The 19,914-nt window shown below is 62.4% G+C and carries 24 protein-coding genes; 7 read left to right on the top strand and 17 right to left on the bottom strand.

Translation table 11 applies throughout. The annotated features are described in order from the left end of the window. Positions 1 to 11: 11 nt before the first annotated feature. Positions 12 to 272, bottom strand: coding sequence for a hypothetical protein (locus tag ACLBX9_RS27710; protein ID WP_447721132.1), 261 nt, complete (start codon positions 270 to 272; stop codon positions 12 to 14). Between the two features lie 4 nt (positions 273 to 276). Beyond that, entirely contained in the window at positions 277 to 1,137 is an 861-nt protein-coding gene (locus tag ACLBX9_RS27705; RefSeq protein WP_447721131.1) for a recombinase family protein, read from the bottom strand. Positions 1,138 to 1,348: 211 nt separating this feature from the next. Here ACLBX9_RS27705 and ACLBX9_RS27700 point away from each other — a divergent pair, with 211 nt between their 5' ends. Continuing rightward, positions 1,349 to 1,588 (top strand): hypothetical protein, encoded by a 240-nt coding sequence (locus ACLBX9_RS27700; protein WP_447721130.1) that lies wholly within the window; start codon positions 1,349 to 1,351, stop codon positions 1,586 to 1,588. 72 nt (positions 1,589 to 1,660) lie between these two features. Here the strand turns inward: ACLBX9_RS27700 and ACLBX9_RS27695 are convergent, their stop codons facing one another. From ACLBX9_RS27695 to ACLBX9_RS27650, 10 genes are all read right to left on the bottom strand, one after another. Then, a complete protein-coding gene (locus ACLBX9_RS27695; protein ID WP_447721129.1) occupies positions 1,661 to 1,801 on the bottom strand; it encodes a hypothetical protein in 141 nt (46 codons plus the stop codon). Then, entirely contained in the window at positions 1,791 to 2,195 is a 405-nt protein-coding gene (locus tag ACLBX9_RS27690; RefSeq protein WP_447721128.1) for a hypothetical protein, read from the bottom strand. The genes ACLBX9_RS27695 and ACLBX9_RS27690 overlap by 11 nt, the downstream gene beginning before the upstream one ends. Further along, positions 2,192 to 2,395, bottom strand: coding sequence for a hypothetical protein (locus tag ACLBX9_RS27685; protein ID WP_447721127.1), 204 nt, complete (start codon positions 2,393 to 2,395; stop codon positions 2,192 to 2,194). Before ACLBX9_RS27685 ends, ACLBX9_RS27690 begins: the two co-directional genes overlap by 4 nt. Further along, on the bottom strand, positions 2,392 to 2,685 hold the full coding sequence (locus ACLBX9_RS27680) for a hypothetical protein (RefSeq protein ID WP_447721126.1): 294 nt from the start codon (positions 2,683 to 2,685) through the stop codon (positions 2,392 to 2,394). The genes ACLBX9_RS27685 and ACLBX9_RS27680 overlap by 4 nt, the downstream gene beginning before the upstream one ends. Then, positions 2,682 to 2,837, bottom strand: coding sequence for a hypothetical protein (locus tag ACLBX9_RS27675; RefSeq protein WP_447721125.1), 156 nt, complete (start codon positions 2,835 to 2,837; stop codon positions 2,682 to 2,684). Before ACLBX9_RS27675 ends, ACLBX9_RS27680 begins: the two co-directional genes overlap by 4 nt. 147 nt (positions 2,838 to 2,984) lie before the next feature. Continuing rightward, positions 2,985 to 3,215: a hypothetical protein gene (locus ACLBX9_RS27670; RefSeq protein WP_447721124.1), complete on the bottom strand. Its 231-nt coding sequence runs from the start codon at positions 3,213 to 3,215 to the stop codon at positions 2,985 to 2,987. A gap of 13 nt (positions 3,216 to 3,228) precedes the next feature. Then, the gene (locus ACLBX9_RS27665; protein ID WP_447721123.1) at positions 3,229 to 3,375 is read right to left on the bottom strand and encodes a hypothetical protein; all 147 of its coding nucleotides are present in this window, start codon (positions 3,373 to 3,375) and stop codon (positions 3,229 to 3,231) included. Between the two features lie 181 nt (positions 3,376 to 3,556). Continuing rightward, positions 3,557 to 3,823, bottom strand: a complete 267-nt coding sequence (locus ACLBX9_RS27660; protein ID WP_447721122.1) for a hypothetical protein — start codon at positions 3,821 to 3,823, stop codon at positions 3,557 to 3,559. Between the two features lie 800 nt (positions 3,824 to 4,623). Next, entirely contained in the window at positions 4,624 to 5,508 is an 885-nt protein-coding gene (locus ACLBX9_RS27655; RefSeq protein WP_447721121.1) for a hypothetical protein, read from the bottom strand. A 132-nt stretch (positions 5,509 to 5,640) separates the two neighbouring features. Then, positions 5,641 to 5,943, bottom strand: coding sequence for a hypothetical protein (locus ACLBX9_RS27650; RefSeq protein WP_447721120.1), 303 nt, complete (start codon positions 5,941 to 5,943; stop codon positions 5,641 to 5,643). A 480-nt stretch (positions 5,944 to 6,423) separates the two neighbouring features. Here ACLBX9_RS27650 and ACLBX9_RS27645 point away from each other — a divergent pair, with 480 nt between their 5' ends. The 6 genes from ACLBX9_RS27645 (at position 6,424) to ACLBX9_RS27620 (ending at position 15,314) form a co-directional block, all read left to right on the top strand. Then, the gene (locus ACLBX9_RS27645) at positions 6,424 to 6,903 is read left to right on the top strand and encodes a PAS domain-containing protein (RefSeq protein ID WP_447721119.1); all 480 of its coding nucleotides are present in this window, start codon (positions 6,424 to 6,426) and stop codon (positions 6,901 to 6,903) included. Positions 6,904 to 7,137: 234 nt separating this feature from the next. Continuing rightward, on the top strand, positions 7,138 to 8,622 hold the full coding sequence (locus tag ACLBX9_RS27640; protein WP_447721170.1) for a methyl-accepting chemotaxis protein: 1,485 nt from the start codon (positions 7,138 to 7,140) through the stop codon (positions 8,620 to 8,622). Between the two features lie 69 nt (positions 8,623 to 8,691). Continuing rightward, entirely contained in the window at positions 8,692 to 9,756 is a 1,065-nt protein-coding gene (locus ACLBX9_RS27635) for an HD-GYP domain-containing protein (RefSeq protein ID WP_447721118.1), read from the top strand. A gap of 497 nt (positions 9,757 to 10,253) precedes the next feature. Then, the gene (locus ACLBX9_RS27630; RefSeq protein ID WP_447721117.1) at positions 10,254 to 12,614 is read left to right on the top strand and encodes a bifunctional diguanylate cyclase/phosphodiesterase; all 2,361 of its coding nucleotides are present in this window, start codon (positions 10,254 to 10,256) and stop codon (positions 12,612 to 12,614) included. A gap of 456 nt (positions 12,615 to 13,070) precedes the next feature. Then, positions 13,071 to 14,024: a hypothetical protein gene (locus ACLBX9_RS27625; protein WP_447721116.1), complete on the top strand. Its 954-nt coding sequence runs from the start codon at positions 13,071 to 13,073 to the stop codon at positions 14,022 to 14,024. Positions 14,025 to 14,405: 381 nt separating this feature from the next. After that, positions 14,406 to 15,314: a hypothetical protein gene (locus ACLBX9_RS27620; protein WP_447721115.1), complete on the top strand. Its 909-nt coding sequence runs from the start codon at positions 14,406 to 14,408 to the stop codon at positions 15,312 to 15,314. A 115-nt stretch (positions 15,315 to 15,429) separates the two neighbouring features. Here the strand turns inward: ACLBX9_RS27620 and ACLBX9_RS27615 are convergent, their stop codons facing one another. The 5 genes from ACLBX9_RS27615 to ACLBX9_RS27595 form a co-directional block, all read right to left on the bottom strand. Further along, complete coding sequence (locus ACLBX9_RS27615) at positions 15,430 to 16,329, bottom strand: SPFH domain-containing protein (RefSeq protein WP_447721169.1); 900 nt, start codon at positions 16,327 to 16,329, stop codon at positions 15,430 to 15,432. A gap of 460 nt (positions 16,330 to 16,789) precedes the next feature. Further along, positions 16,790 to 17,422, bottom strand: coding sequence for a TadE/TadG family type IV pilus assembly protein (locus ACLBX9_RS27610; protein WP_447718777.1), 633 nt, complete (start codon positions 17,420 to 17,422; stop codon positions 16,790 to 16,792). A gap of 15 nt (positions 17,423 to 17,437) precedes the next feature. After that, positions 17,438 to 18,010 (bottom strand): TadE/TadG family type IV pilus assembly protein, encoded by a 573-nt coding sequence (locus tag ACLBX9_RS27605; protein WP_447718776.1) that lies wholly within the window; start codon positions 18,008 to 18,010, stop codon positions 17,438 to 17,440. A 100-nt stretch (positions 18,011 to 18,110) separates the two neighbouring features. Continuing rightward, positions 18,111 to 19,202, bottom strand: coding sequence for a hypothetical protein (locus tag ACLBX9_RS27600; RefSeq protein WP_447718775.1), 1,092 nt, complete (start codon positions 19,200 to 19,202; stop codon positions 18,111 to 18,113). A 248-nt stretch (positions 19,203 to 19,450) separates the two neighbouring features. Continuing rightward, a complete protein-coding gene (locus ACLBX9_RS27595; protein ID WP_447718774.1) occupies positions 19,451 to 19,903 on the bottom strand; it encodes a MucR family transcriptional regulator in 453 nt (150 codons plus the stop codon). Positions 19,904 to 19,914 lie beyond the last annotated feature (11 nt).

Genomic DNA, 19,914 nt, shown 5'->3' with positions numbered 1-19,914 from the left:
GGCGGCCATGGTCAGCAGGCCTGCATCGGCTGCGGCACGTCCCGGTGCTGCTGCACCAGGCGCGTCTGCGGCCGCTCGACCGTCAGCTCGGTTGCGTTGTCGAGCACCAGGATGGTGACGTCCGTCACGCCGGCGTCGCGGCACAGGCCGATGAGTTCGTCCTGCCACTTCGCGGCCGTCTCCGGCTGCAGCTTCTGGCGGGTGCGCAGCACCAGGATGTCGCCGTGCCGGACCTCGAGGCGGTCCAGCTGGCGGTCGATCTCTTGGGCCATGATCTCACTTCACGATGGCTTCATGGTCGCCATCGGCGAGCACGTGGGTTTCCTGCCCGTTCCAGCGGAACAGGTACTCGATGGCGCCGCGGTACTTCATGTTGTCGGTCACGTAGGCGACCGTCGAGATGGACCAGCGCCCGCTTTTCGGCGCAGGGATGCCGTCAGCGTTGAGGGCCTCGGCGATCGCCTTCAGCGTCGTCTTGCGCTTCCGGGCCTCAAAGATGCGTCGGACGATCTTCGCCTGGGCCGGGACGATCCGAAGGCCGCCTTCCAGATCGCGCTCATAGCCGTACGGCGCTTGGCCGCCAGCGAAGCCGCCCTTGCGAGCCTTCGTGGTGCGGCCGCCCGCGGTGCGATCGCGGATCAGGTAGCGCTCCTGCTCCGCCATGCCGGCAAAGAAGGTGAAGAACATCCGCCCGATCGAGTTGGACGTGTCGATCACGGCCTCGGTGACGGACCGGAACGCGACGCCGTGCAACTCGGCGAGGTCGGAAACCGTCATCAGCGCGTGCCGCACATCACGCGACAGGCGATCAATCTTGGCGACCAGCAGGATCTCGAAGCTCTTCGCCTCCGCCATCTGGAGGATTGTCGCGAAGCCTGGGCGGTCCGATGGACGGATCGCGCCGGAGACGCCGGGATCGGAGACGATGCCGACGACCTCGTAACTCTGGCTCTCGGCGAAGGCGCGCACCGCGCGCTCTTGCGCCTCCAGCCCGTGGCCGGTCACTTGCTCGTCGGTGCTGACGCGGGTGTAGATGATCGCGCGGGTCGAGGCCGTGGCCTTCGCCTCAGCCTGGACTTTATTCCGGGCCCGCAACCGGGCCACGCGGCGCGAGCCCGAAACCTGCTGCAAGCCCATGTAATTGCTGCGCTTTTTGGCTCTAAATAGCGAAATATTCCAAGGTCTTTTAAGACCTTGGAAATCGCCCGTTCCAGCCTGCGGATTACAGGATCAAATCCTGGTCAAATCGGGTGACGACGCCTCGCTCACGGCGCAGGCCTGCACCCGGTCAAGAGGCCGCACGCAATCCGTGGGGGCTCAGGGGTTACCCTGATGATTGGAGAGCCCCATGACCTTCCTGCGCATCACGGCGTTCGCACTCATCCTCGCCGGCGGCAGCGCCGCACAGGCACAGACGACCGGCGCGTCCATCACGCCGGTCCGCGATACGACTGCGCTTGGGCAGACCAAACCACCGAGCCGCAACGCGAGCCCCACCTCTCGGAACGATCCCGGTCGGCGCACTCAGAACCAGCTCAATCAGGACACGATCGCCAGAGGCATCTGCATCGGGTGCGGCCCGAAGTAACTGATCAGGTCGACTCGGTGAGCGCCAGGGCGACGCCCAGCGCGAAGCAACGGTACCAAGCCCGAAACACGGTCAGGCCCGCATCAGCTTCAGCCACGCGTCCGCGATCGCGAACGGCAGCTGGGTGTTGGCCTCGATCCAGATCTCCGCCGTGCAGCGGTAGACGTCGAGGAGGGACCAGAGGTCGAGCTGGTGGCGCGGTTCAGAGGACATCGTCGCCCACCAGGTCCTCGACGATGCGATCGCGCTCCTCGTCCGACTCGGCGAGCTGGTAGAGGTGCAGTTCGTTGGCGCGGTCGGCCCGGACCCAGTCCAGGGCCTCCCACATCGCGCCGCGATGTCCGGCGCCGACGATGCGGGCGAGGCCGTCATCACCGCGGCGGACCGCCAGGAACACGGCGCCGGGCGCGTCGGATGAGACGGCCTGGTCGAGCGTGAAGACGGCGACGACGTAGCGGCGTCCGGAGACACCACGCCACGCGGACAGGGCGACAGCCGACGAGCGGGTCGCGCGAAGGCGCTCCTCACGGACCTCGGGGCGGGTCGAGCGATCGGACCGGATCCGGCTCAGTTCGTTCGACCATGCGAGGCGGCGACGCGAGCTCATGGCCGTCCGCCGCACACCACCTTGGTGTAGCGGCCATCGCCGAGCAGCTCTTCACGGGCGACCGTCGTCTGGCCGGTCATCAGGCAGGCGAAGACGGACGGCACCTTGATGGTGGCGACGTTGAGCGCGGTCTCGCGCGTGCACTCGGGCTGCGCGGTCGAGGCAGCGCACACCAGGATTAGGGCGAAGACCGTGTTCATGCGCCGGGCATCTCTTCGACGGGCAGGCAGCGGGCGGTGATCCGCGCTCCGGCCGGCAGCAGCTTGGTGAGGTCGGCGAACTCGGCGATGCGGCCGGCGCGCGTCATGCAGACGTACTTGCTCTCGGTCCGCTCGCGGCCGAGCATCACCCGGCAGGCCTTGGTGCACGCCTGGACCTCGATGCGCCACCCGAGGACGGCGGCGTGGCCCAGTTCCATGGCGCCGAGCAGGATCGCGACCGCCAGCGCCATCTCCAGGATGAGAAGCGCCAGCAGGCCGCGGATCGTCATCGCCGTGAGCTCTTGCCCGGAAACAGGACGACGCCGAGCAGCAGTACCAGCGCGATCGCCAGGACCTGCGTGGTCAGCGGCGACAGGCAGACCGGCGGGACAAAGGGCGCGACGTGCTCGGGGGCGGGAACGTCGAGGATGAGACCGTCCATGTCAGGGGGCCTCGCCGACGGACAGAGCGCGGCCGGCGTGCACCGGACGGCCGACACAGAGCGCCGGCGCCGGATCACGCCAGGAGCGGGCTGGAGCAGGATCAGCGCGGCGCAGACCGATCAGCAAGGCCACGCGTGCCAGGAGGCTCACGATCGGAAGCCCTGGAGGAAGGCGCGGCGGACCTGAATGCAGTCAGCGGCGTTGCGGCACTCCTCGCTGACGACGGCGGCGATCCGCTCGTGCATTGCGGTCGGAGCCTTGGCCGCGTAGGCGTCGAAGGCGTCGGCCGCCTCACGCAGGCTGGCGGCTGAGGTGCCGACCATCGGAGCGAGCTGCTCGACCGCCTGGTCGACGAGGTCGGAGGCGCTGAGGTTCATGCGAGCGCGGCCCTCAGGCGAAGATGCTGCCCAGCGAGCCTTCGAGGCTCACCCAGATCTGCAGGTTGCGGGCGCGGAAGCGCATGTCCGGCATGGCGCAGTCGCAGCGCAGGATCGCCACGCACAGGTCGAGGAGCGCGGCGCGCTGGGCGGCATTCATGGATACTCGCAAAGAAAAACCCCGCCGAAGCGGGGCATGAGATCTATCGTCGCGGCTCGGTTGTGACGGTCCCGCGGGCGAAATACTGTATTCGAGCGGATCGAGGCCGCTCAGGCAGCCCCGTGAAGCCGGCGGGCCGGGCGTTCATGCCCCTCAGCATAGCCCGGTCCGCTGCTACCGATCACGCCGACTTCGCGGCGCTCCGAACGCGCTCTCGGTGGCGTAGGACGGCGGCCGGGATCGGCGCCGGCGCGCGGCGTGGCGGGCCGGAGGGCTCCTGGCCGGGCCAGTGGCCGGTGAGCTCGCGATAGAAGCGCCGCAGGCCGTCGCGGATCTCGTCGCGGTCGACCATGAACGACTCGGCGCTGTGCCGATGGCTCGGCATCTTCAGCCGGTCGGCCTGGGTGCAGAGCAGCCTGAGGCGCTCGGCGATCTCGCGCTCTGTCACGGCAGCGGATCCGGCATGGCTCTGACCATATAGAGTTCGCCCGTCGCGTCACACCAAGATCTGAGGGAGTGAAGCGGGTCGCGATCGGGCGAAGGGGGAAGGTGCGGGCCGGGGCGCAACGCCGACGTGGAGCCTCTTGCGGGACATCCACCGAGCCGGCGCGGTGCCGGGCCCGGGCTTCTGCGACGTCAGCGCCGCCGCACCACTCGTCCGGACAAGGCCCGGAACGACGAAGGCCCCGGCGGGGGTCCGCCAGGGCCTTCTAAATCTCTGCAGGGTCCGAACTAACGCAAGCTGTTCTCCCGGTCAAGCTCGATTGCCACTTCCAGGATGCCTCAGGCTCCCAAAAAGGGTGCCGGCCGCACCTTATCGTACTCAGAGTGACATGATGAACAGAGGTATCGGAATGCACCGGCAAGCCCACCGTGTCGATCATGGAGTTCCATGATCCGATCTTCGGCGGCCTCTAAATCGCAAGTTATAACACCGTAACAGTCTGAGTAGGGCGCAAGAGCCATTTTAATGAAGATCGAACGTCCTAAATTCATTAAGTGAGCAGCCTCAAGTTTAAGGTCGCCCTTGCCACACGCGTCGCAAACTCCTTTTTTACGGGATCGTTCGGAGCGAGCATACGATTGCACCTTATTTCTAATACGTGGGCCAACATGCCTCATGTATTCTTCAAGCGTACCTTGGAAGATAGCCATAATCGCGGCATCCACTCGAACCGGACTTATAGTCGGTTCAAGACAGCAGACGCCTAAGCAGTAGTCAAATGCCTAATTTGATTTTTGGCTTGATTAGGCGCGCCACTCCCTCTGCAGCGTCCAGTCCCGCGGGTCGATCTTCCGAACCGGCGAGGCGCGCAGCGGCGCAGCACGGCGCCCGGCAACTCGGCGATCCCTTTCGATGTGACGGCGTGGGCGCAGGTTCGGCAGCGGGGCGCGCCCCTCTTCCTCCGGCTCCAGCCACGGCGCGATCGGCGCCTTCGGCGGCAAGACCTCGATGCTGGTGAGGAACTGAAGCGCTGGCACGAGGTAGACGAGCGCGGCGTGCCAGTAACCGTAGCGCAGCTGCTCCTCCAGGACCTCGATGCCGGTGCGAGTGTAATTCAGCTTGCAGAACAGGCCGGCGTCGCGGCTGTCGCCCTTGGACGTCGCAATCTCATCGTGGCTGGTGAACCACGGTTGGCCGTCGGGTCCTTCCCCGCAGGGCGTGCGCACGGTCCGCCAGAGGGTGATCTTGCCGTTCGTCGATTTCACCGGCTCGACCTCAATGCCGCCGGCGATCTCGGGAGGCCTGCGGATCGCGCCGGTCACGAGCCAGGAGGGCGTGGCGTCCATCGCGGCGGAGATCATTACCTCGAGGCTGGCCTTGCCACGCAGCGCGACCTGGATGGGATAGGGTGAGAGATCGAGCGGGCAGACCGCGGATCCGACAGCCGCCCGCTTCAGCGTCTCGCTGAGGACCTGAAGGTGCGCCTCGATCGTGATCGCGTCGGGATGCGGGTCGCCCATCGCCGGCGGCATGCCGGGTTCGCGGGACCAGTTGTCGACCGGACCGCCCATGGCCACCATGCGCCAGACCGGGTCCGACGCGCACTGCGGCCCGCGGATTGGGGCGTCCTGGCGGCGCTTCGGCAGTTCGTCGCGGATCGCCCAGCGCAGGGCGTCCTCAATCGTCATCTTACGGCGCTTGCCTGCGCTCTGGGCGGTCCTCTGCGTCGTTGCCGGCACGGCGGTCCCCAATGCTGTGCCGGTTCAAAAACGAAGCAGCAACGCACCGTTGATCCGGTGCTGGTTTTCTCAGTGTCAAGCTCAATTCTTACCGGCGAGGCTGCGCACGATCGCCGCGTTGATCCCATCAGCGATCTGTTCGGCGGCTTCATCACGAAGCCGGTAGATCGTCGCCGCCGAACCCCAGCCGCGTCCGCGGATGAACTCCTGGAAGCTTTCCTTGGCAGCTCGGCACCTGGCCCAGGCCAGTAGAATATCCCGTTTGCGGGCCCAGAGCGGGTCGAGGATGTCGAGGTAATCGTTCGGCCACATGACGGGCCGGATCTCCGCGGGACCGCGCACGCGCGGATCCGTGTGCATCGCCCGCTTCATCCAGAGCAACACGTCTCCGCTCGTCCAGCTGGGTGTGTGGCCGAGGGCGGGGTGGAGCGGCGGGCCTTCCTGGCGAAGCGGCATCGAGCGCGGAGACGCGGCCCAAACTGCCGCATTCAGTTCCTACCATGTTTCAGGCGGCCTGACCGTTGCCGGGATGCCGCCAGGTAGAGGGTTTGAAGCAAGCCTCCAGCGAGGTGGCTTCAGCGCCGCGAAAGATCCGTAATTAGCCTCGCCCCACAGCTAAATGTCACGCCGGGGCCGCTTGCGACCCGAGGCGGGCATGACGATGATCGTTAGGGCTTCCAGAAGGCGACCAAACGCCGGCCGTTGGCGTGGGCGCCTACCCTCTGATGGGGTTATGAAAGTCTCGATACCACCCGGGCGATTAGCGATGCGTCGTGCCTGCGTTGAGGTTAGCGCGCATTCCGCTCAACGGCTATGCGTGCGATGGATCTACTAGGGCTAGCACGACTGTAGCGTTATGGCGTCATGACAGCCTTCGAACTCATCCGCGCCCTGGCGCAAGATGCCGATATCGGCGTCCTCGTCACTGACGCAGTGGTCGACGCACCAGGCCCGACCATCCTCTACGCCAATCCCGCCTTTGGGCACCTAGTTGGTCGCGATCTGCCCGACGTCATCGGCCGCAGCCCGCGCTTCATGCAGGGCAGAGAGACACGTCGCGCGACACTCGATGCCTTTCACCGCGCCCTGGCGTCGGGTGAGCGCTTCCATGGCTATCTGACCAACTACCGCGCCGACGGCGCCAAGTACCGCGCCGAGATCGATTGCCGCCCCCTGCGCGCGGCCGACGGGCGCATCGAGAACTTCGTCTCGTTCGAGCGCGAGGTGCTCCGCCGGATCGGCCGCCCCGCCGTCAACGGCGCTGGCCGCTACGAGCCCGCCTTTGAAAGCAAGACTCTATTAACCGGGCTGCTCCGCGCGCTCGCCGTATTCGAGCACGCATGAGCCCTATCGATAGCCGCTGAGGACTTGGTAATAGCAGTGTTTGAAATGTAACTTGAGTTACATTCGTGATTTTAGATGCGGCTTCGTGCTGTGATTAAGCAGCAAGTAACGCTTATCGCGCAGCTTGTGATCAAGAGCCTTTATGGCAACGCGGCCCGCAAGCGTGATGCCTCGCCGGTCGTGGAAGCTCGATCCGTCGTCCAGCGATCTCAGCGCGCCCGAGAGAGAAAAGCCATGTTCGGTGGGACGGGAAAGCATGCCGACCTCGCGGCCAAGTTCGAGGCTATGGAGCGCTCGCAGGCCATTGTGGAGTTCCTGACCGACGGCACTATCCTGACAGCTAACACCAACTTCCTGACCGCGATGGGCTACACCCTGCCCGAGGTGCGGGGGCAGCACCACGCGATGTTCGTCGAGGCGGAGCAGCGCGCCAGCATCGAGTACGGCGCATTCTGGGACGCCCTGCGACAAGGCACGTTCCAAACCGCCGAGTTCAAGCGCGTCGCCAAAGGCGGCCGGACCGTGTGGCTTCAGGCGAGCTACAACCCAGTGCGCGATCGTGCCGGCCATGTCGTGAAAGTGGTCAAGGTCGCCACCGACGTCACCGCGCAGAAACTGCGGGCGCTGGACAGCGACGGCCAGATCGCAGCCCTGCACCGCTCGCAGGCGGTGATCGCGTTCGATCCGACCGGCACGATCCTCGACGCCAACCAGAACTTCCTCGACGCCGTCGGCTACCGCCTCGACGAGATCCGCGGCCGGCATCACAGCCTGTTCGTGGACGGCGCTGAACAGGCTGGTTCGGAGTATCGTGGGTTCTGGGCCGATCTCGCGCGGGGTCAGTTCGCGGCCGGCGAGTTCCGGCGCATCACCCGGGACGGCCGTGAGGTCTGGATCCAGGCCACCTACAACCCCATCACCGACGCGGACGGAAGGGTGTTCAAGGTGGTGAAGTTCGCCGCCAACATCACCGCGCAAGTGCACGAGCGCCAGCGTCGGGTCGATGCTCAGCGATCAATCGGCGCCGATCTCGACGCGATCGGTACCGCGGTCGAGGATGTCACACGGCAGACGGCCGAGGCCGTCGGCACGGTGGGCCAAGTCTCGAACGACATCCAGTCTGTGGCCTCGGGCGCGGAGGAGCTGTCGGCCTCGGTCGGCGAGATCAGTCAGCAGGTCAGTCACGCCGCGCGCATGGCCGGCGAGGCCGTGGAACAGGCCCGGCACACGAGCAGCATCGTCGAGGGCCTGAGCGGGCAGGCGGCGCAGATCGGCGAAGTGGTGACGATGATCCAGGGGATCGCCTCTCAAACCAATCTGCTGGCGCTCAATGCCACCATTGAGGCGGCCCGCGCGGGCGCCGCCGGCAAGGGCTTCGCGGTGGTGGCTTCTGAGGTGAAGGCCCTGGCCGAGCAGACGGCCAAAGCGACGGACCAGATCCGGGTGCAAATCACTGCGACGCAGGGGGCCACGCGCGAGGCTGTCGGCGCGATCGGCTCGATCCAGGGCACGATCCGAGCGCTGGACGAGGTCTCGGCCGCGATCGCGGCGGCGGTCGAGGAGCAGTCGGCCGTCACGCGCGAGATGTCGGGCAGCATGCACACGGCCGCGCACGGGGTGGCGACGATCGCCGGCGGCATGGAGGCGATCGCCAGGGCGAGCGAGCAGGTCGATCTCGCGACGCGCCAAGTTCGCGAAGCGGCCCGCGCGGTCGGTTGAGCACACGCCGACACTATCGGACTGGGACTATCGCAAGGGGGCTCGCGGGGAGACGATCACGTTCGCGCCATGAGTGAGTTACTGCTGATCAGCGACGACCTGAGCCGAACGGAGCGCCTCGCCCGTCATCTTGGCGCCTTCCGGACCTGCCGCATCCACGACCTCTACGACGACGCGCCGCCGCCGAGAGCCGAACTGATCATCAGCGACGTGAAGGATCTCACGTCCGAGGCGATCCTGCGCCTGCGCGGCGTGCTCCCCCACGTCCGCAGCTCCGGCACGCCCTTTCTCTTCCTGTTGCACGACAACTCGGCCCGCACGCACATCCAAGCCGATCTGCTCGGCGCGTCAGGGACCTTGAGCGGCGCGGCCGCCATGCGTCTGCTCGATGAGGCGCTGGCCTGCCTGCAGGAGCAAACCGAGGCTACGCCGTCGAAGACGAGGCGGCAGGCCGATCAAGCGCGGCAGTTCCTGCGCGAGACGTTCGTGCCCGGCCGGGATCTGTCCTCGGCGATCATCGACACCGGCACAGAGATCGTGTCGGGAGCGGTGCGCGAGAGCGGGATCCGGAATTGGATCCGTGCGGTCCGGCGCTTCGAAGACGCCACGCACCAGCACTGCCTGCTCGTCGCTGGCCTCGCCGTCGCGTTCGCCGGGTCACTGGGCCTGGGCGCGCCGGACCGCCACAGCTTGGCGAAAGCCGCGCTGCTCCACGACGTCGGCAAGATCGCCGTCCCGCCCGCGATCCTGAACAAGCCCGGCCCTTTGAATGCGGCCGAGATGCGGATCATGCGGACGCATCCCAGCCACGGCCACGCGATGCTCGTCGGCCGGGGCTTTGAGGAAACGATGCTGACGGTGGTGCGCTCACACCATGAGATGCTCGACGGCACCGGCTACCCGGATCGTCTCAAAGGCTGCGAGATCCCCGACCTCGTACGGTTGGTCACGGTCTGCGACGTCTACGGTGCGCTGATCGAGCGCCGTCCCTACCGCGCTCCGCTGGCCGGCGCGAAGGCCTTCAGTATCCTAAGCGGCATGACAGATCGTCTCGACGGCGACCTCGTGCGGGCGTTCCAGCCGGTGGCGACGGCCTACGATCCATCGCTGCCCCCAGCGACGTTGCCGAGCTGACGGCGCGCTGAGAAGATCCGTACCGCGGCTTGGACTGGAGCTACGGATGTTCGCTCAGAAGCCTCAGCTGCTCTGGAGCGGACCGACTGAAATTGCTCACTGCGAACTCCAGCACAGGGCTCACGAATAGGATCGAGTCCTTCTGCTCGGACGAGCATCGAACGCGGTGGCGCGGCCCAATGCGCCGCTTGTTGTTCCCAGCAAGTTCCAAGGAGGTCTGCCGTCGCTCCGCGGCCACGTTGATCGAGGCAGTCACCTCCGATCGGGCGAGTCGTGGGGCCCGACCGACTGCGAAGCAAATGTCATGACGCTTATGCTGTGTGATCTTCTCCACCTGCTTAGCGCCGCTCGTCAGCGGTGAACTGGCATTTTATAGACTAACATATGCTGCTTTACCCCGACCACTGGACCTTCGTTTGTTCATTGGCAGACATTAAAACGTTTCTTTGGATTATATTAACGCCCGTTGCTTCTATTGGGACGGAAGCGAGGCCGATATGCATACGATATTTACATGCATTACAGAGCGTCACGATGAAGCATTATTGTTCCTTGCGGCTTCCGTCTGCGCCATCGGCATCTACGCGGCCTCCGCCATAGCGGCGCATGCAGCTCGTTCTGAGGGCGCGGTACGGCGCAAATGGGCGGTCGCCAGCATCGTCGCTTCCGGATGTACGGCCTGGGCGACACATATGATTGCCCTCCTCGCCTTCAGACCTGGCATGGACGCCGGTTTCGAACCCACCCTGGCGGCGCTCTCCCTCCTGATCGTAGTCGCTGGCATCGGTGCAGGGGTCGGCCTTGTCATCGGCCGACGCAGCCGGACACGTCGCGCCGCTGCCGGCGCGATCCTGGGTCTCGGAGTCACGGGCCTCCACTATGTTGGACAGGTGTCCCACCGCGTAACCGGGTACGCCACATGGAACATGGACCTCGTGATTGGGTCCATCGTCATCAGCCTCGCCCTGTCATCTCTAGCGATGATCGTCGCCGGCGAACGCAGCCGCATGTTGCGCCACTGCGCTGTGGCACTTCTGCTCGGCTCGATCGTGATCCTGCACCTCGGCGGCATGACCGCGCTGGTCCTGACCTACGATCCACAGGTTGCGCTGCCGGACTCCGCTATATCGCCATCGACCATCGCGCCGATCATCGCGGCTGTCTCGTTGGGCCTCCTGGTCTTGGCGTTCGTCGGCCTACGCATGACCCTCAATGCGAAGGCCCGACTCCGCCGGGATCGCGAGAGATTGCGCGAACTGGCCAGCCTCGCCCTGGAAGGGCTCGCGGTTTGCGACGCGGCCGTGATCACGACCGCCAACCGGAGCCTTGAGCAGCTCTCGGGTATGACACAGGCGGACCTGATCGGTTGCAGCATCGCGCGCCTTTTGCCAGGCCTCGTTCTTGACGACCTCCCGGAGCAAGTTGAACGCGACGCTGAACTCGTCGGTGCAGACGGCGAGGGCGTGCCAGTCCGAGTCCTACGCAAGGAAATCTCCCTCGGCCACAAGCGTCAGACGGTCATCGCCTTCCGCGATCAACGGGAGCGCCTCCAATCCGAAGCTCGCCTGCGCACCCTCGCGTTCACCGACGCCGTGACAGGCCTGTCGAACCGCGCTCGGTTCGACGATCTTCTGGTCCATCATATCGCGGCTCTGCGTGAGCAGGACGGTGGTCTCGCGGTGTTGATGCTGGATCTCGATCGCTTCAAGACCGTCAACGATACGCTTGGCCATGCCATGGGGGATGAGCTACTGCGCAAGGTCTCCGCGCGTCTGCAGGGCATCATCGGCGAAGGAAACGTTCTCGCGCGCCTAGGCGGCGATGAATTTGGCGTCCTGCTCATGCGTGTCGCGGATGACCAGGAGCCGCAAAGCGTCGCAGCGCGCATCGTGGAGACGATCAACCGTGTCTTTCTGCTCGATACCCACCTCGTCCATGTGGGCGTGAGCGTTGGCATCGCGCTCGCATTGACCAGTGAAAGCAGGTTGGAGGATCTGCTGCGGAACGCCGACCTCGCCTTGTACAAGGCCAAGGCGGCGGGAAGGGCGACCTTCCGGGTGTTCGAGCCGGCGATGGCCGAGCGGATCCAGGTTCGCAGCCGGATGGAAGTCGATATGCGCCGCGCTCTCAGCGACGGTGAGTTCGAACTGCACTTCCAGCCCCTCGTCGACGTGCAGACCGGGTTTGTGACTGCGGCGGAAGCGCTGATCCGCTGGCGTCATCCTAAGAATGGACTAATCCCCCCGGCGGACTTCATCCCGCTCGCCGAGGAAACCGGGCTCATCATGCAGATGGGGGCTTGGGTGCTGCACGCAGCATGCTCGCAAGCTGTTTCATGGCCCCAAGCGATCAAAATCGCCGTCAACCTCTCGCCGGTGCAATTTCGCGACGACAAGCTTCCGGAGACCGTCCTTGCCGTCCTGAAAGCGACAGGTTTGGAGGCCGAAAGGCTCGAACTCGAGATTACAGAGGGTGTCCTCCTCGACGACGAGGAACGTACCCTCGGGATGCTGACACGGCTCAGGTCGATCGGCGTCGGTCTCGCGATGGACGATTTTGGAACGGGATACTCATCACTCAGCTATCTGCGCCGTTTTCCCTTTTCCAAAATCAAGATCGACCGTTCTTTCGTTCGCATGCTGCCAGGCGATGCCGAAAGTGCAGCGATCGTCCGGGCTATCATCACCATGGGCGCAGGCCTAGGCATGTCGACGACGGTGGAGGGCGTGGAGACGGCCGAGCAGTACGCATTTGTCGCTGCGGAACACTGCGGCCAAGTTCAAGGCTATCACGTTAGCCGGCCGCTACCCGCCGCGGCATTCCAGCTGTTCTTGAACGAGATGAAGCAGGCAGCCTGAAGCGCTCTCAGAATAGCTCACTGCATCGAAGTTTGGATCAAGCACTCGACACAATGCCGGTGAGGGCGACGATATCGAAAGTGGCGCGGCCCAAAGCGCCATTTGTCGTTCCTAGCAAGTTCTGGACGACGTGACCCTTGCAGGTGAGCTTCCGGAGGTTGCGTTCAAGGCTGCTTCGACCGCACTGGCCGCGGAGCGGCGTGTGTGAACATATCTGCGTTCGATAGGAGCAAGAAAATCTTGGTTCTTGCTCCTGAAGCGGATAACCCGTCTCGGGATCATTGCGGCTATTGCGCATCAATCCTGAATTGACGCCGATGCAGGTTGCTTAGTCCTAAACGTCTGCAGCCGTCCCATTGTCGCTGCATGTGACTGAATTTTGAATTACAAACGGCTTGCCGAATGACGCTCTTCATGTGACTTACGGCTAAAGCAGTGGTGAGTCGAGCATGGTTCATGGACGAATTAGCGCATCATAGTTTGGGTGAAACCAATAATCTCGAATTGATTACACTTCTTGACGAAGTGTATGATGCAATAAATGGATCAGATGGCAATCGACTTTATTTACTACTTGATAAGATGAATGATTTTAGATCAAACCTTCAAAGCAATAAAAATATCTCCGACATACAAGATATTGTCAGAGCGCACAAATCATTCGCGCTGCTAATGCAAGACCCGTATTCATATCACGCCTTCAACAAGCCGCGCGGTTTTCCCGGCGATGCATCGCTAATCGACTTGTTCTATGGCCACGGAGCTGGCCGCCAGACAATCACTGAACAAGGCCGCTTCATTTTCGAAACATTTATGCGATCGCCCAGTTGTGATGCTATCCGCTTCCGAAGAGGGTACTACGGAGCATTCCTAGATCGGATCGCTTCTGAGCGGAGTGGGCGTGCGCAGGCTCTGGCGCTTGCCTGCGGGCATTTGCGAGAAGCGTTGTTCTCTCGTGCGGTTACCGAGGATACAATCAGAATTGTTGGCGCAGACAGTGACGTGTTAGCTGTTAATGAGGCAACAAGGTCACTGATTGGCAGAAATGTGGAAATTCGGCACAGATCAATTATAGATTTCATACGCAATAGATCATGGCGTGAGACCTATGATTTCATATATGCGGCAGGTCTTTTCGATTATCTCGATGATCGCGTTGCCAGAAAGGTCATCTCCGTAGCTTTTGAAGCTCTTAATCCCGGGGGATCGATATCCTTCGCGAATTTCCTTCCGAGCATCAGGGAAAGGGGCTACATGGATATCGTCATGGATTGGAGGCTAATATATCGGACAAAGAATGATATGTTAGCACTTACATCTAAGCTTTCTCAGGAAAGCATAGCGAGCATCGACGTCCGGATCGATCCGTTAGATACGGTGGTCTATCTCACGGCCACAAAGCGCGGCTGATTGGAGAATATGCAAGCCTCGCAGACTGCTTTCACTCAGATTTGATTGTAGACTGACGGTTCGTTGACGGCCTAGAAGCCGACCTGCTCAGAGCCTATTATTGGCTGGGGCGGATTTTGACGCTGCGATCGAGACCTGATCTTTCGCCATCAATTGAGTTCGGGTGCGGAAGACCGGCAGGGCTTCGCAATAAGCCACAGTCAATCTTACAGCAAATGGCACCTTTGCCCGTCAAAAAGGCCACTTCGGCTGATCGTCCGCAGGCAAATTAACCATGCTCTCGGATATGGGTTGGTATTCCGACAGCAACCATTGTGGTTAACAAAACCTTTATGATACCCACTATCCGAGGTTAACAAGCGTTAACCTTCGGAGCGGGACATGGATCGCTTGAAGAGCATTCTGAATGAGGCTCATACAAGCCTGTCGACCGAGCCGAGGCTCGCAGTCATAGATTGGCTCGCGACAGAACTCGGGACATCGTTCGATGAGGCGATCGCTGATGGATGCCTAAAGACCTTCCAATCATCCTGCCTCGACCATCCGCTGTCAAAACTTCTGTTGACGGATCCATATTCGCGGCGCGCATTCGAGAAGCCGCGCGGTTATGCCGGCGACGCCGTAATGTTGGATTACATCTATAGGCCGGCTCGATCGTCGCTGGACGGCTTAGCAGGGTTGATACATGAGGCGACGACAACGTTGCCTAATGCAAAAAGCATCTTATGGCGCAGGGACTATCTGGCCACTCTATTAGGAAGCCTTATGCGTTCTCGCGAAATCGCAGAGGTTCTGTCGGTAGCCTCAGGCCACATGCGGGAACTCGACCGATTGAGAGAGATAACTTCTGATACAAACATCATATTTACAGCGCTCGACCAAGATGTATCTTCAATTTCAGAAGCTCGAGCGACATACAAGGAATATAATATATTTGGAGAAAACAAGAATTTTACCTCCCTTCTAAAAGGTCGATCAATTCACAAAAAGTACGACCTCGTGTATTCTGCTGGGTTATTTGACTATCTCCAAGACACGACGGCAGTCGCGCTCATGAAAGCGATGTTCAGTCGGCTCAAGCCGGGGGGTGTGCTTTCGGTTGCGAATTTCACTCGAGACAGTCATGGTCGCGGGTTTATGGCCGGTTTCATGGATTGGTGCTTGATCTATCGCAACGAGCAAGACCTGCAAACACTTGCTGATGCCGCTTTCCCAAAGGCTTCCTATAGGATCTTCCGCGATCAGCCACGCAACGTCGCTTATTTAGAGGTGTTTGCAGATCGCAATTAGCGACAGCTATACGCTGCGTCATAGGCAACTGACGATACGTGCCCGGCGGTGGTCAGCGCCCTGCTTGTCAAGGTCGACGCTGTGGCGAGGTAGGTGCTCTGGAACGTCGCCATGATCACTTACCAACGTTCATCATCGGCATCGTGGCGCCCGGCACCATCGTGGTCGGCAACTTGCCGTCCCAGCGCTCGGCCTGCGTGAGCGCGACCAGGCCCGGGTTCGAACCGAGCGCCTCAGCTCGGGCCCGGATTGCGCTGGCCTCCGCGTCGCCCCGGAGTTTGGTCGCGTCGGCCTCGGCCTGGGCACGCTGGCGGATCGCGTTCGCTTCCGCGCCGGCCTTCGTGCCGACGATCTCAGCCTGGACCTTCTCGCGCAAAGCGTTCTGCTTGAGCCGGTCGACCTCGACGGAGGCCTGCATCCGCTGCTCGATCGAGCGCATGTACTCCGGCGAAAACTGGATGTCCTCGATCTGCACGGCCTCGATCACGATCGGCGCGTTCATGCCGCCGATCGCCTCGTGGATGGCGCTAGCCATCTGGGCGTTGAGGCGCACGCGCTCCTGGACGGCCGTGACCGCATCGAACTGGCCGAACACGTTCTTGGACTGCTCCAGCACCTTGGGCTCGACTACGCGGTCTTCGAGGTTCGCGGTCGAGGTGAACCGGCTGTAGACCTCGGACACCCGGTCGGTCGGCACGTGGTAGAGCACAGACAGCTTCATCACGGCCGGCTGCTGATCGCGGGAGTAGGCCTCCATCTTGTCGAACTCGACCCGGTGGGACTCGACGCTGATCGACACGGCCGACTGCACGAACGGCAGCTTCCAGTGCAGGCCAGGATCGGCCTCGCCGACCACGGCGCCGTTGGTGAGCAGCACCACGCGCTCGCGCTGGTCGACCGTATAGAACGAGCCGCCGACGATGGAGAGGGCGACGAGGCCCGCGATGCCGATGAGGCCGAGCCTGCCGTAGTTCAATTTCTTCGCTCCCTTCTGCGTCGGACCGCGATCACCCATCTGTCGTTCCAGTTGTGTGCCTTTGGCCATCGGCCCCTCATCGCATCCACACGACGCTGCCGTCCGCGTCTACTGTACAGCGCGACTGGTGCCATTCGATGTCGTTTGAGGGCCCAACCGCGCGGCGCATAGATTGCGATGCACGGCATCGCCCGGAACGCCGTTATCAGCCGGCGCCCGACGTCGGCGCAGGACGCGTGCTCACGAAAGGGCTCGAGACCTTCTGGGCGGGCGAGCATCAATCGCGGTGGAGCGGCCGAAAGCGCCGCCGGTCGTTCCTTGCATGTTCTTGGATCAAGCGCGGTTGCCAGGATACCGCTCATGCGCGTTCAGTGTTGCCGCACGGCTCAATCGAAGCTCGAACACAATGCCAGAATAATCGCTGCAGCACGCGTCGATTGAGACAAGGTGATGGATACCTAAAGCTCGATTTGCATCATTTCGGGCATCGCAAGTTGGATCAGGAGCACGCCTTGCCATTGGGTAAAACGATTTCATTGTAGGTGGATTTTACCGCTTGACCGCCGCGGGTCGGCCAGGGGACGCTGGCTTTGAACGTGAACTGGTTATTGGCGCCACCCACAAGCCGCATAATATTGCTTCCGAATAAAGCTGGATACGGCACGCTCACTTCGGCCAAGACGTAGCGCATTCCGGCGAGCTGGAAGCCCTCCGGCACCTTCAGATCTGTTGCCGCGCCGACGGCCCGTGCTGTGCCGTTGCTCGTCGCGTAACTGGAGCACACTCGAGGCAGCTGCCCTGAACCGTCCGCTGCGACGCCGAGCGCGCTGATCACGATCTGAGCTGTGCTGTTCGGATAGGGCGTCAGAACAAGTTTGGCTGACGCGAAGATGTCGCTCAACGTCGCCGCCGCCATCGGTGTCTGCGTGTCTCCCTGGGAGGTGATGTCCGCTAAAGTACGCGCCAGAAGTGTCACTTTACGATAGTGATCGAACGCGCGGCCAAATTCCGTGATGCCAAACAATAGCGTCAGCATTACCGGCAGGATTAGCGCGAACTCGATGGCTGAGACACCGTAGGTGTCGTCACGCAGGTCGGACAACCTGCGGATGTAACGGATCCTGTCGGGCATTGGCCATCTCATGGGTCAGCACCCCTGTCCCGACGAGGTGTCATAGGGTTCCGTACGAAAAACGGCCGTCGACTGAAGTAGCCGCGCCCCATCACCGAAGCCGGGCAGACCGGCATAGAGGAAGCTAAAAGCGACGCGGTATTTGACTGCGGCGGTGAAGACAACGATCGCTCCCGGCTGCGCGCAAGCGTAGCTGGTCCCGAAACCGGTGGACCAATCTTTCGTCATCGTATCGAGCGGTGTCGGCACGCTGCCGGCCGCGAAGGAAGTACTCAACGCGATGTTGAGCTTGAGTGAACTGCAATCGAATGCCGTCGCGACCTGTGCAGTGTTGGTGCCGCACATGGACGCTTTCATTGCGGAGAGCAGTTTGCTGCTGTCCGTCTGGCCTGTATTCGCCTTCTGGAATTGACCCGTGTAGATTTTTCGGCCGGCGCGCTGGAGAGCATCATCGAGGTTTCGCGCCGTCCAGACCAGCAGGGCGGTTTGGAGGATCACCGCAAGCAGACTCAGGAACGGCGTTGCGATCAGGGCAAACTCGACAGCGGCCGCACCATCTTCCTTCCGGATGAGGTGGTTTGCTGCCAAACGCAATCGCGCTCGGATCGAGTGAAGCTGATCTCTGCAGCGGGATGGCATTTACAGCCCCAGAATGATACTGTTGAAGAGATGAACGATTGAACTCGGATTACTCAACAATCCTGAGCTTCTTATCAGCTACCTTGATCAAGGTTGGGCATGAGACGATAACGCGGATGTCGTCGTAATCCCGATCACTGCCAGCGTTGGGTGGGCGGTCCTCCCAACCGTAATACATGTACTTGCCATCGCTGCAGCTCGCAGTCGACGTCGCTGGATCGTGGGTCGTGTGGCTGTTCGGCAGGATCCCACCGTCGGATTTGCTCTTGCAGGCGCTGAGGCTATCGCAGACGATCGTCTCCAAGATCGGGTTCGAGACCATGTTCACAGTCGTCAGGCTGCCGGTCGTATTAACGCGATAGCCCTTCATGCTCATTGACTGAACCCGCAGCCCGGTATCGATAGTCGTGTCAGTGTAGTATTCATAAGTTTCCTGGCTTGGATCGTTCCAGATCGATTTATTGCTTCGGGCGTTGCGCACGTTGTGCAGCATGTAGCTCGGAGCCTCGTTGGCGCCGCAGGTGGGTAGAGCGGCCTTCGAGTAGTCGGTCGGAGGAGTGCCGTTGTCGGCGATCGCGACCAAGCCGCGTCGGCCCTTATCGGCTTCTGCCTGACGCTTGGGATCGGACGAATAGCAGTACATGTAGATGCGGTTGTAATCCGCTGCTTCGGGCGACAGCTGGCTGAAAGTCGGCGGACTGGTCTGGTAGACCGGCGCGACTCGGTTGACGGTGGTCGCGGTGCCGACGACGAGTTGTCGGGGCATGCCTGGCAGGAGATGGAGCAAGTTCGTCTTGACTGTCGTCGAAATTGTCACCCGGTAGTTTGCGCCATCGATCCAGCTTCCGTTCACCTGATACCCGCCGGTCGTGCCAGCGGTGCCCAAGCGAGAGGTGAGCTGAGCACTTGCGAGACGTAGCCCCTCGGTGGCTGCTGCGACTGTGTCCGCGTTGGCGACGAGCAGCGCGGTTGCATCGGCGATGCTGGACTCGACCGCCCGGATGCGCACGGCATTGCCGTAGTCGATGACGAGGCCGCCCGCGCCCAGGAGCAGCGGCAGGCTGAGCCCGAAGATCATCACGACGTTGCCGCTTTGATCATCAGCGAAGGGACGAAGCCAGCGCGACAGGCTTCCACGCATGTGAGATCTCCCAACGCGCGTCCCACCATTCACCAGCGAGCGCAGACGGTGCGGGATCACGTTGGCGTTACAATATTAATTCCAGGTTGTTGCCGTTATTTAGACGATCATATTGAAGCATTAGGTGCGCTTCCCAGTTTTGGTATGGTTAATGAAAACTAAATGTTGGTCTGCTGTCAGCTTGTCTGGGTTCCTGCAAAACGGGCGGCATACGGCCTGACGTCCTTTGGAACTCTGAGGCTAAGACGTCAGCCCGCCCCCACCGCCGCCCGCCGCTTCGCCTGTGCCCCCGGCACGCCCAGCCCGATCGCCTTCGCGATCTTCGAGCGCTGCGCGGCGTAGCTCGGCGCGATCATCGGGTAGTCCGCCGGCAGGCCGTATCGCTCGCAGTACGTCGCCGGCGTGAGGCCGTGGGCGGTGAGATGCCTCCGGATCGTCTTGTAGGACCGGCCGTCGATGAAGCTGACGATGCCGTCCTGCTGGATCGACTTGCGGATCTGAGCAGGCGTCGGGCGGTCGATCGCCGCCTCGTGCGGGGTCGGGACGGCGATCGTCACGGGCAGCCCCTGCAGTGCCACCAGCCCGTCGCGGACCGTGCGCATCAGCCCAGGCAGCGTCTCGGGTGCCACGGCCTGGCGGCCGACGTAGGCCGCCACGATGCCGGCGGTGAGGTCGAGGATGGGGTCGAGGGTCTCAGGCATGGTGCTCTCCT

The sequence above is a fragment of the Methylobacterium sp. A49B genome (assembly GCF_053346215.1).
Note: the sequence above shows the minus strand (reverse complement) of the source record. Positions and strands in the feature narration are given on the sequence as shown.

Bases quoted from the DNA above. Each gene is read 5' to 3' on its own strand.
- ACLBX9_RS27710 (WP_447721132.1), bottom strand. From the start codon at position 272: ATGGCCCAAGAGATCGACCGCCAGCTGGACCGCCTCGAGGTCCGGCAC.
- ACLBX9_RS27705 (WP_447721131.1), bottom strand. From the start codon at position 1,137: ATGGGCTTGCAGCAGGTTTCGGGCTCGCGCCGCGTGGCCCGGTTGCGG.
- ACLBX9_RS27700 (WP_447721130.1), top strand. From the start codon at position 1,349: ATGACCTTCCTGCGCATCACGGCGTTCGCACTCATCCTCGCCGGCGGC.
- ACLBX9_RS27695 (WP_447721129.1), bottom strand. From the start codon at position 1,801: ATGTCCTCTGAACCGCGCCACCAGCTCGACCTCTGGTCCCTCCTCGAC.
- ACLBX9_RS27690 (WP_447721128.1), bottom strand. From the start codon at position 2,195: ATGAGCTCGCGTCGCCGCCTCGCATGGTCGAACGAACTGAGCCGGATC.
- ACLBX9_RS27685 (WP_447721127.1), bottom strand. From the start codon at position 2,395: ATGAACACGGTCTTCGCCCTAATCCTGGTGTGCGCTGCCTCGACCGCG.
- ACLBX9_RS27680 (WP_447721126.1), bottom strand. From the start codon at position 2,685: ATGACGATCCGCGGCCTGCTGGCGCTTCTCATCCTGGAGATGGCGCTG.
- ACLBX9_RS27675 (WP_447721125.1), bottom strand. From the start codon at position 2,837: ATGGACGGTCTCATCCTCGACGTTCCCGCCCCCGAGCACGTCGCGCCC.
- ACLBX9_RS27670 (WP_447721124.1), bottom strand. From the start codon at position 3,215: ATGAACCTCAGCGCCTCCGACCTCGTCGACCAGGCGGTCGAGCAGCTC.
- ACLBX9_RS27665 (WP_447721123.1), bottom strand. From the start codon at position 3,375: ATGAATGCCGCCCAGCGCGCCGCGCTCCTCGACCTGTGCGTGGCGATC.
- ACLBX9_RS27655 (WP_447721121.1), bottom strand. From the start codon at position 5,508: ATGACGATTGAGGACGCCCTGCGCTGGGCGATCCGCGACGAACTGCCG.
- ACLBX9_RS27645 (WP_447721119.1), top strand. From the start codon at position 6,424: ATGACAGCCTTCGAACTCATCCGCGCCCTGGCGCAAGATGCCGATATC.
- ACLBX9_RS27640 (WP_447721170.1), top strand. From the start codon at position 7,138: ATGTTCGGTGGGACGGGAAAGCATGCCGACCTCGCGGCCAAGTTCGAG.
- ACLBX9_RS27635 (WP_447721118.1), top strand. From the start codon at position 8,692: ATGAGTGAGTTACTGCTGATCAGCGACGACCTGAGCCGAACGGAGCGC.
- ACLBX9_RS27630 (WP_447721117.1), top strand. From the start codon at position 10,254: ATGCATACGATATTTACATGCATTACAGAGCGTCACGATGAAGCATTA.
- ACLBX9_RS27625 (WP_447721116.1), top strand. From the start codon at position 13,071: ATGGACGAATTAGCGCATCATAGTTTGGGTGAAACCAATAATCTCGAA.
- ACLBX9_RS27620 (WP_447721115.1), top strand. From the start codon at position 14,406: ATGGATCGCTTGAAGAGCATTCTGAATGAGGCTCATACAAGCCTGTCG.
- ACLBX9_RS27615 (WP_447721169.1), bottom strand. From the start codon at position 16,329: ATGGGTGATCGCGGTCCGACGCAGAAGGGAGCGAAGAAATTGAACTAC.
- ACLBX9_RS27610 (WP_447718777.1), bottom strand. From the start codon at position 17,422: ATGCCCGACAGGATCCGTTACATCCGCAGGTTGTCCGACCTGCGTGAC.
- ACLBX9_RS27600 (WP_447718775.1), bottom strand. From the start codon at position 19,202: ATGCGTGGAAGCCTGTCGCGCTGGCTTCGTCCCTTCGCTGATGATCAA.
- ACLBX9_RS27595 (WP_447718774.1), bottom strand. From the start codon at position 19,903: ATGCCTGAGACCCTCGACCCCATCCTCGACCTCACCGCCGGCATCGTG.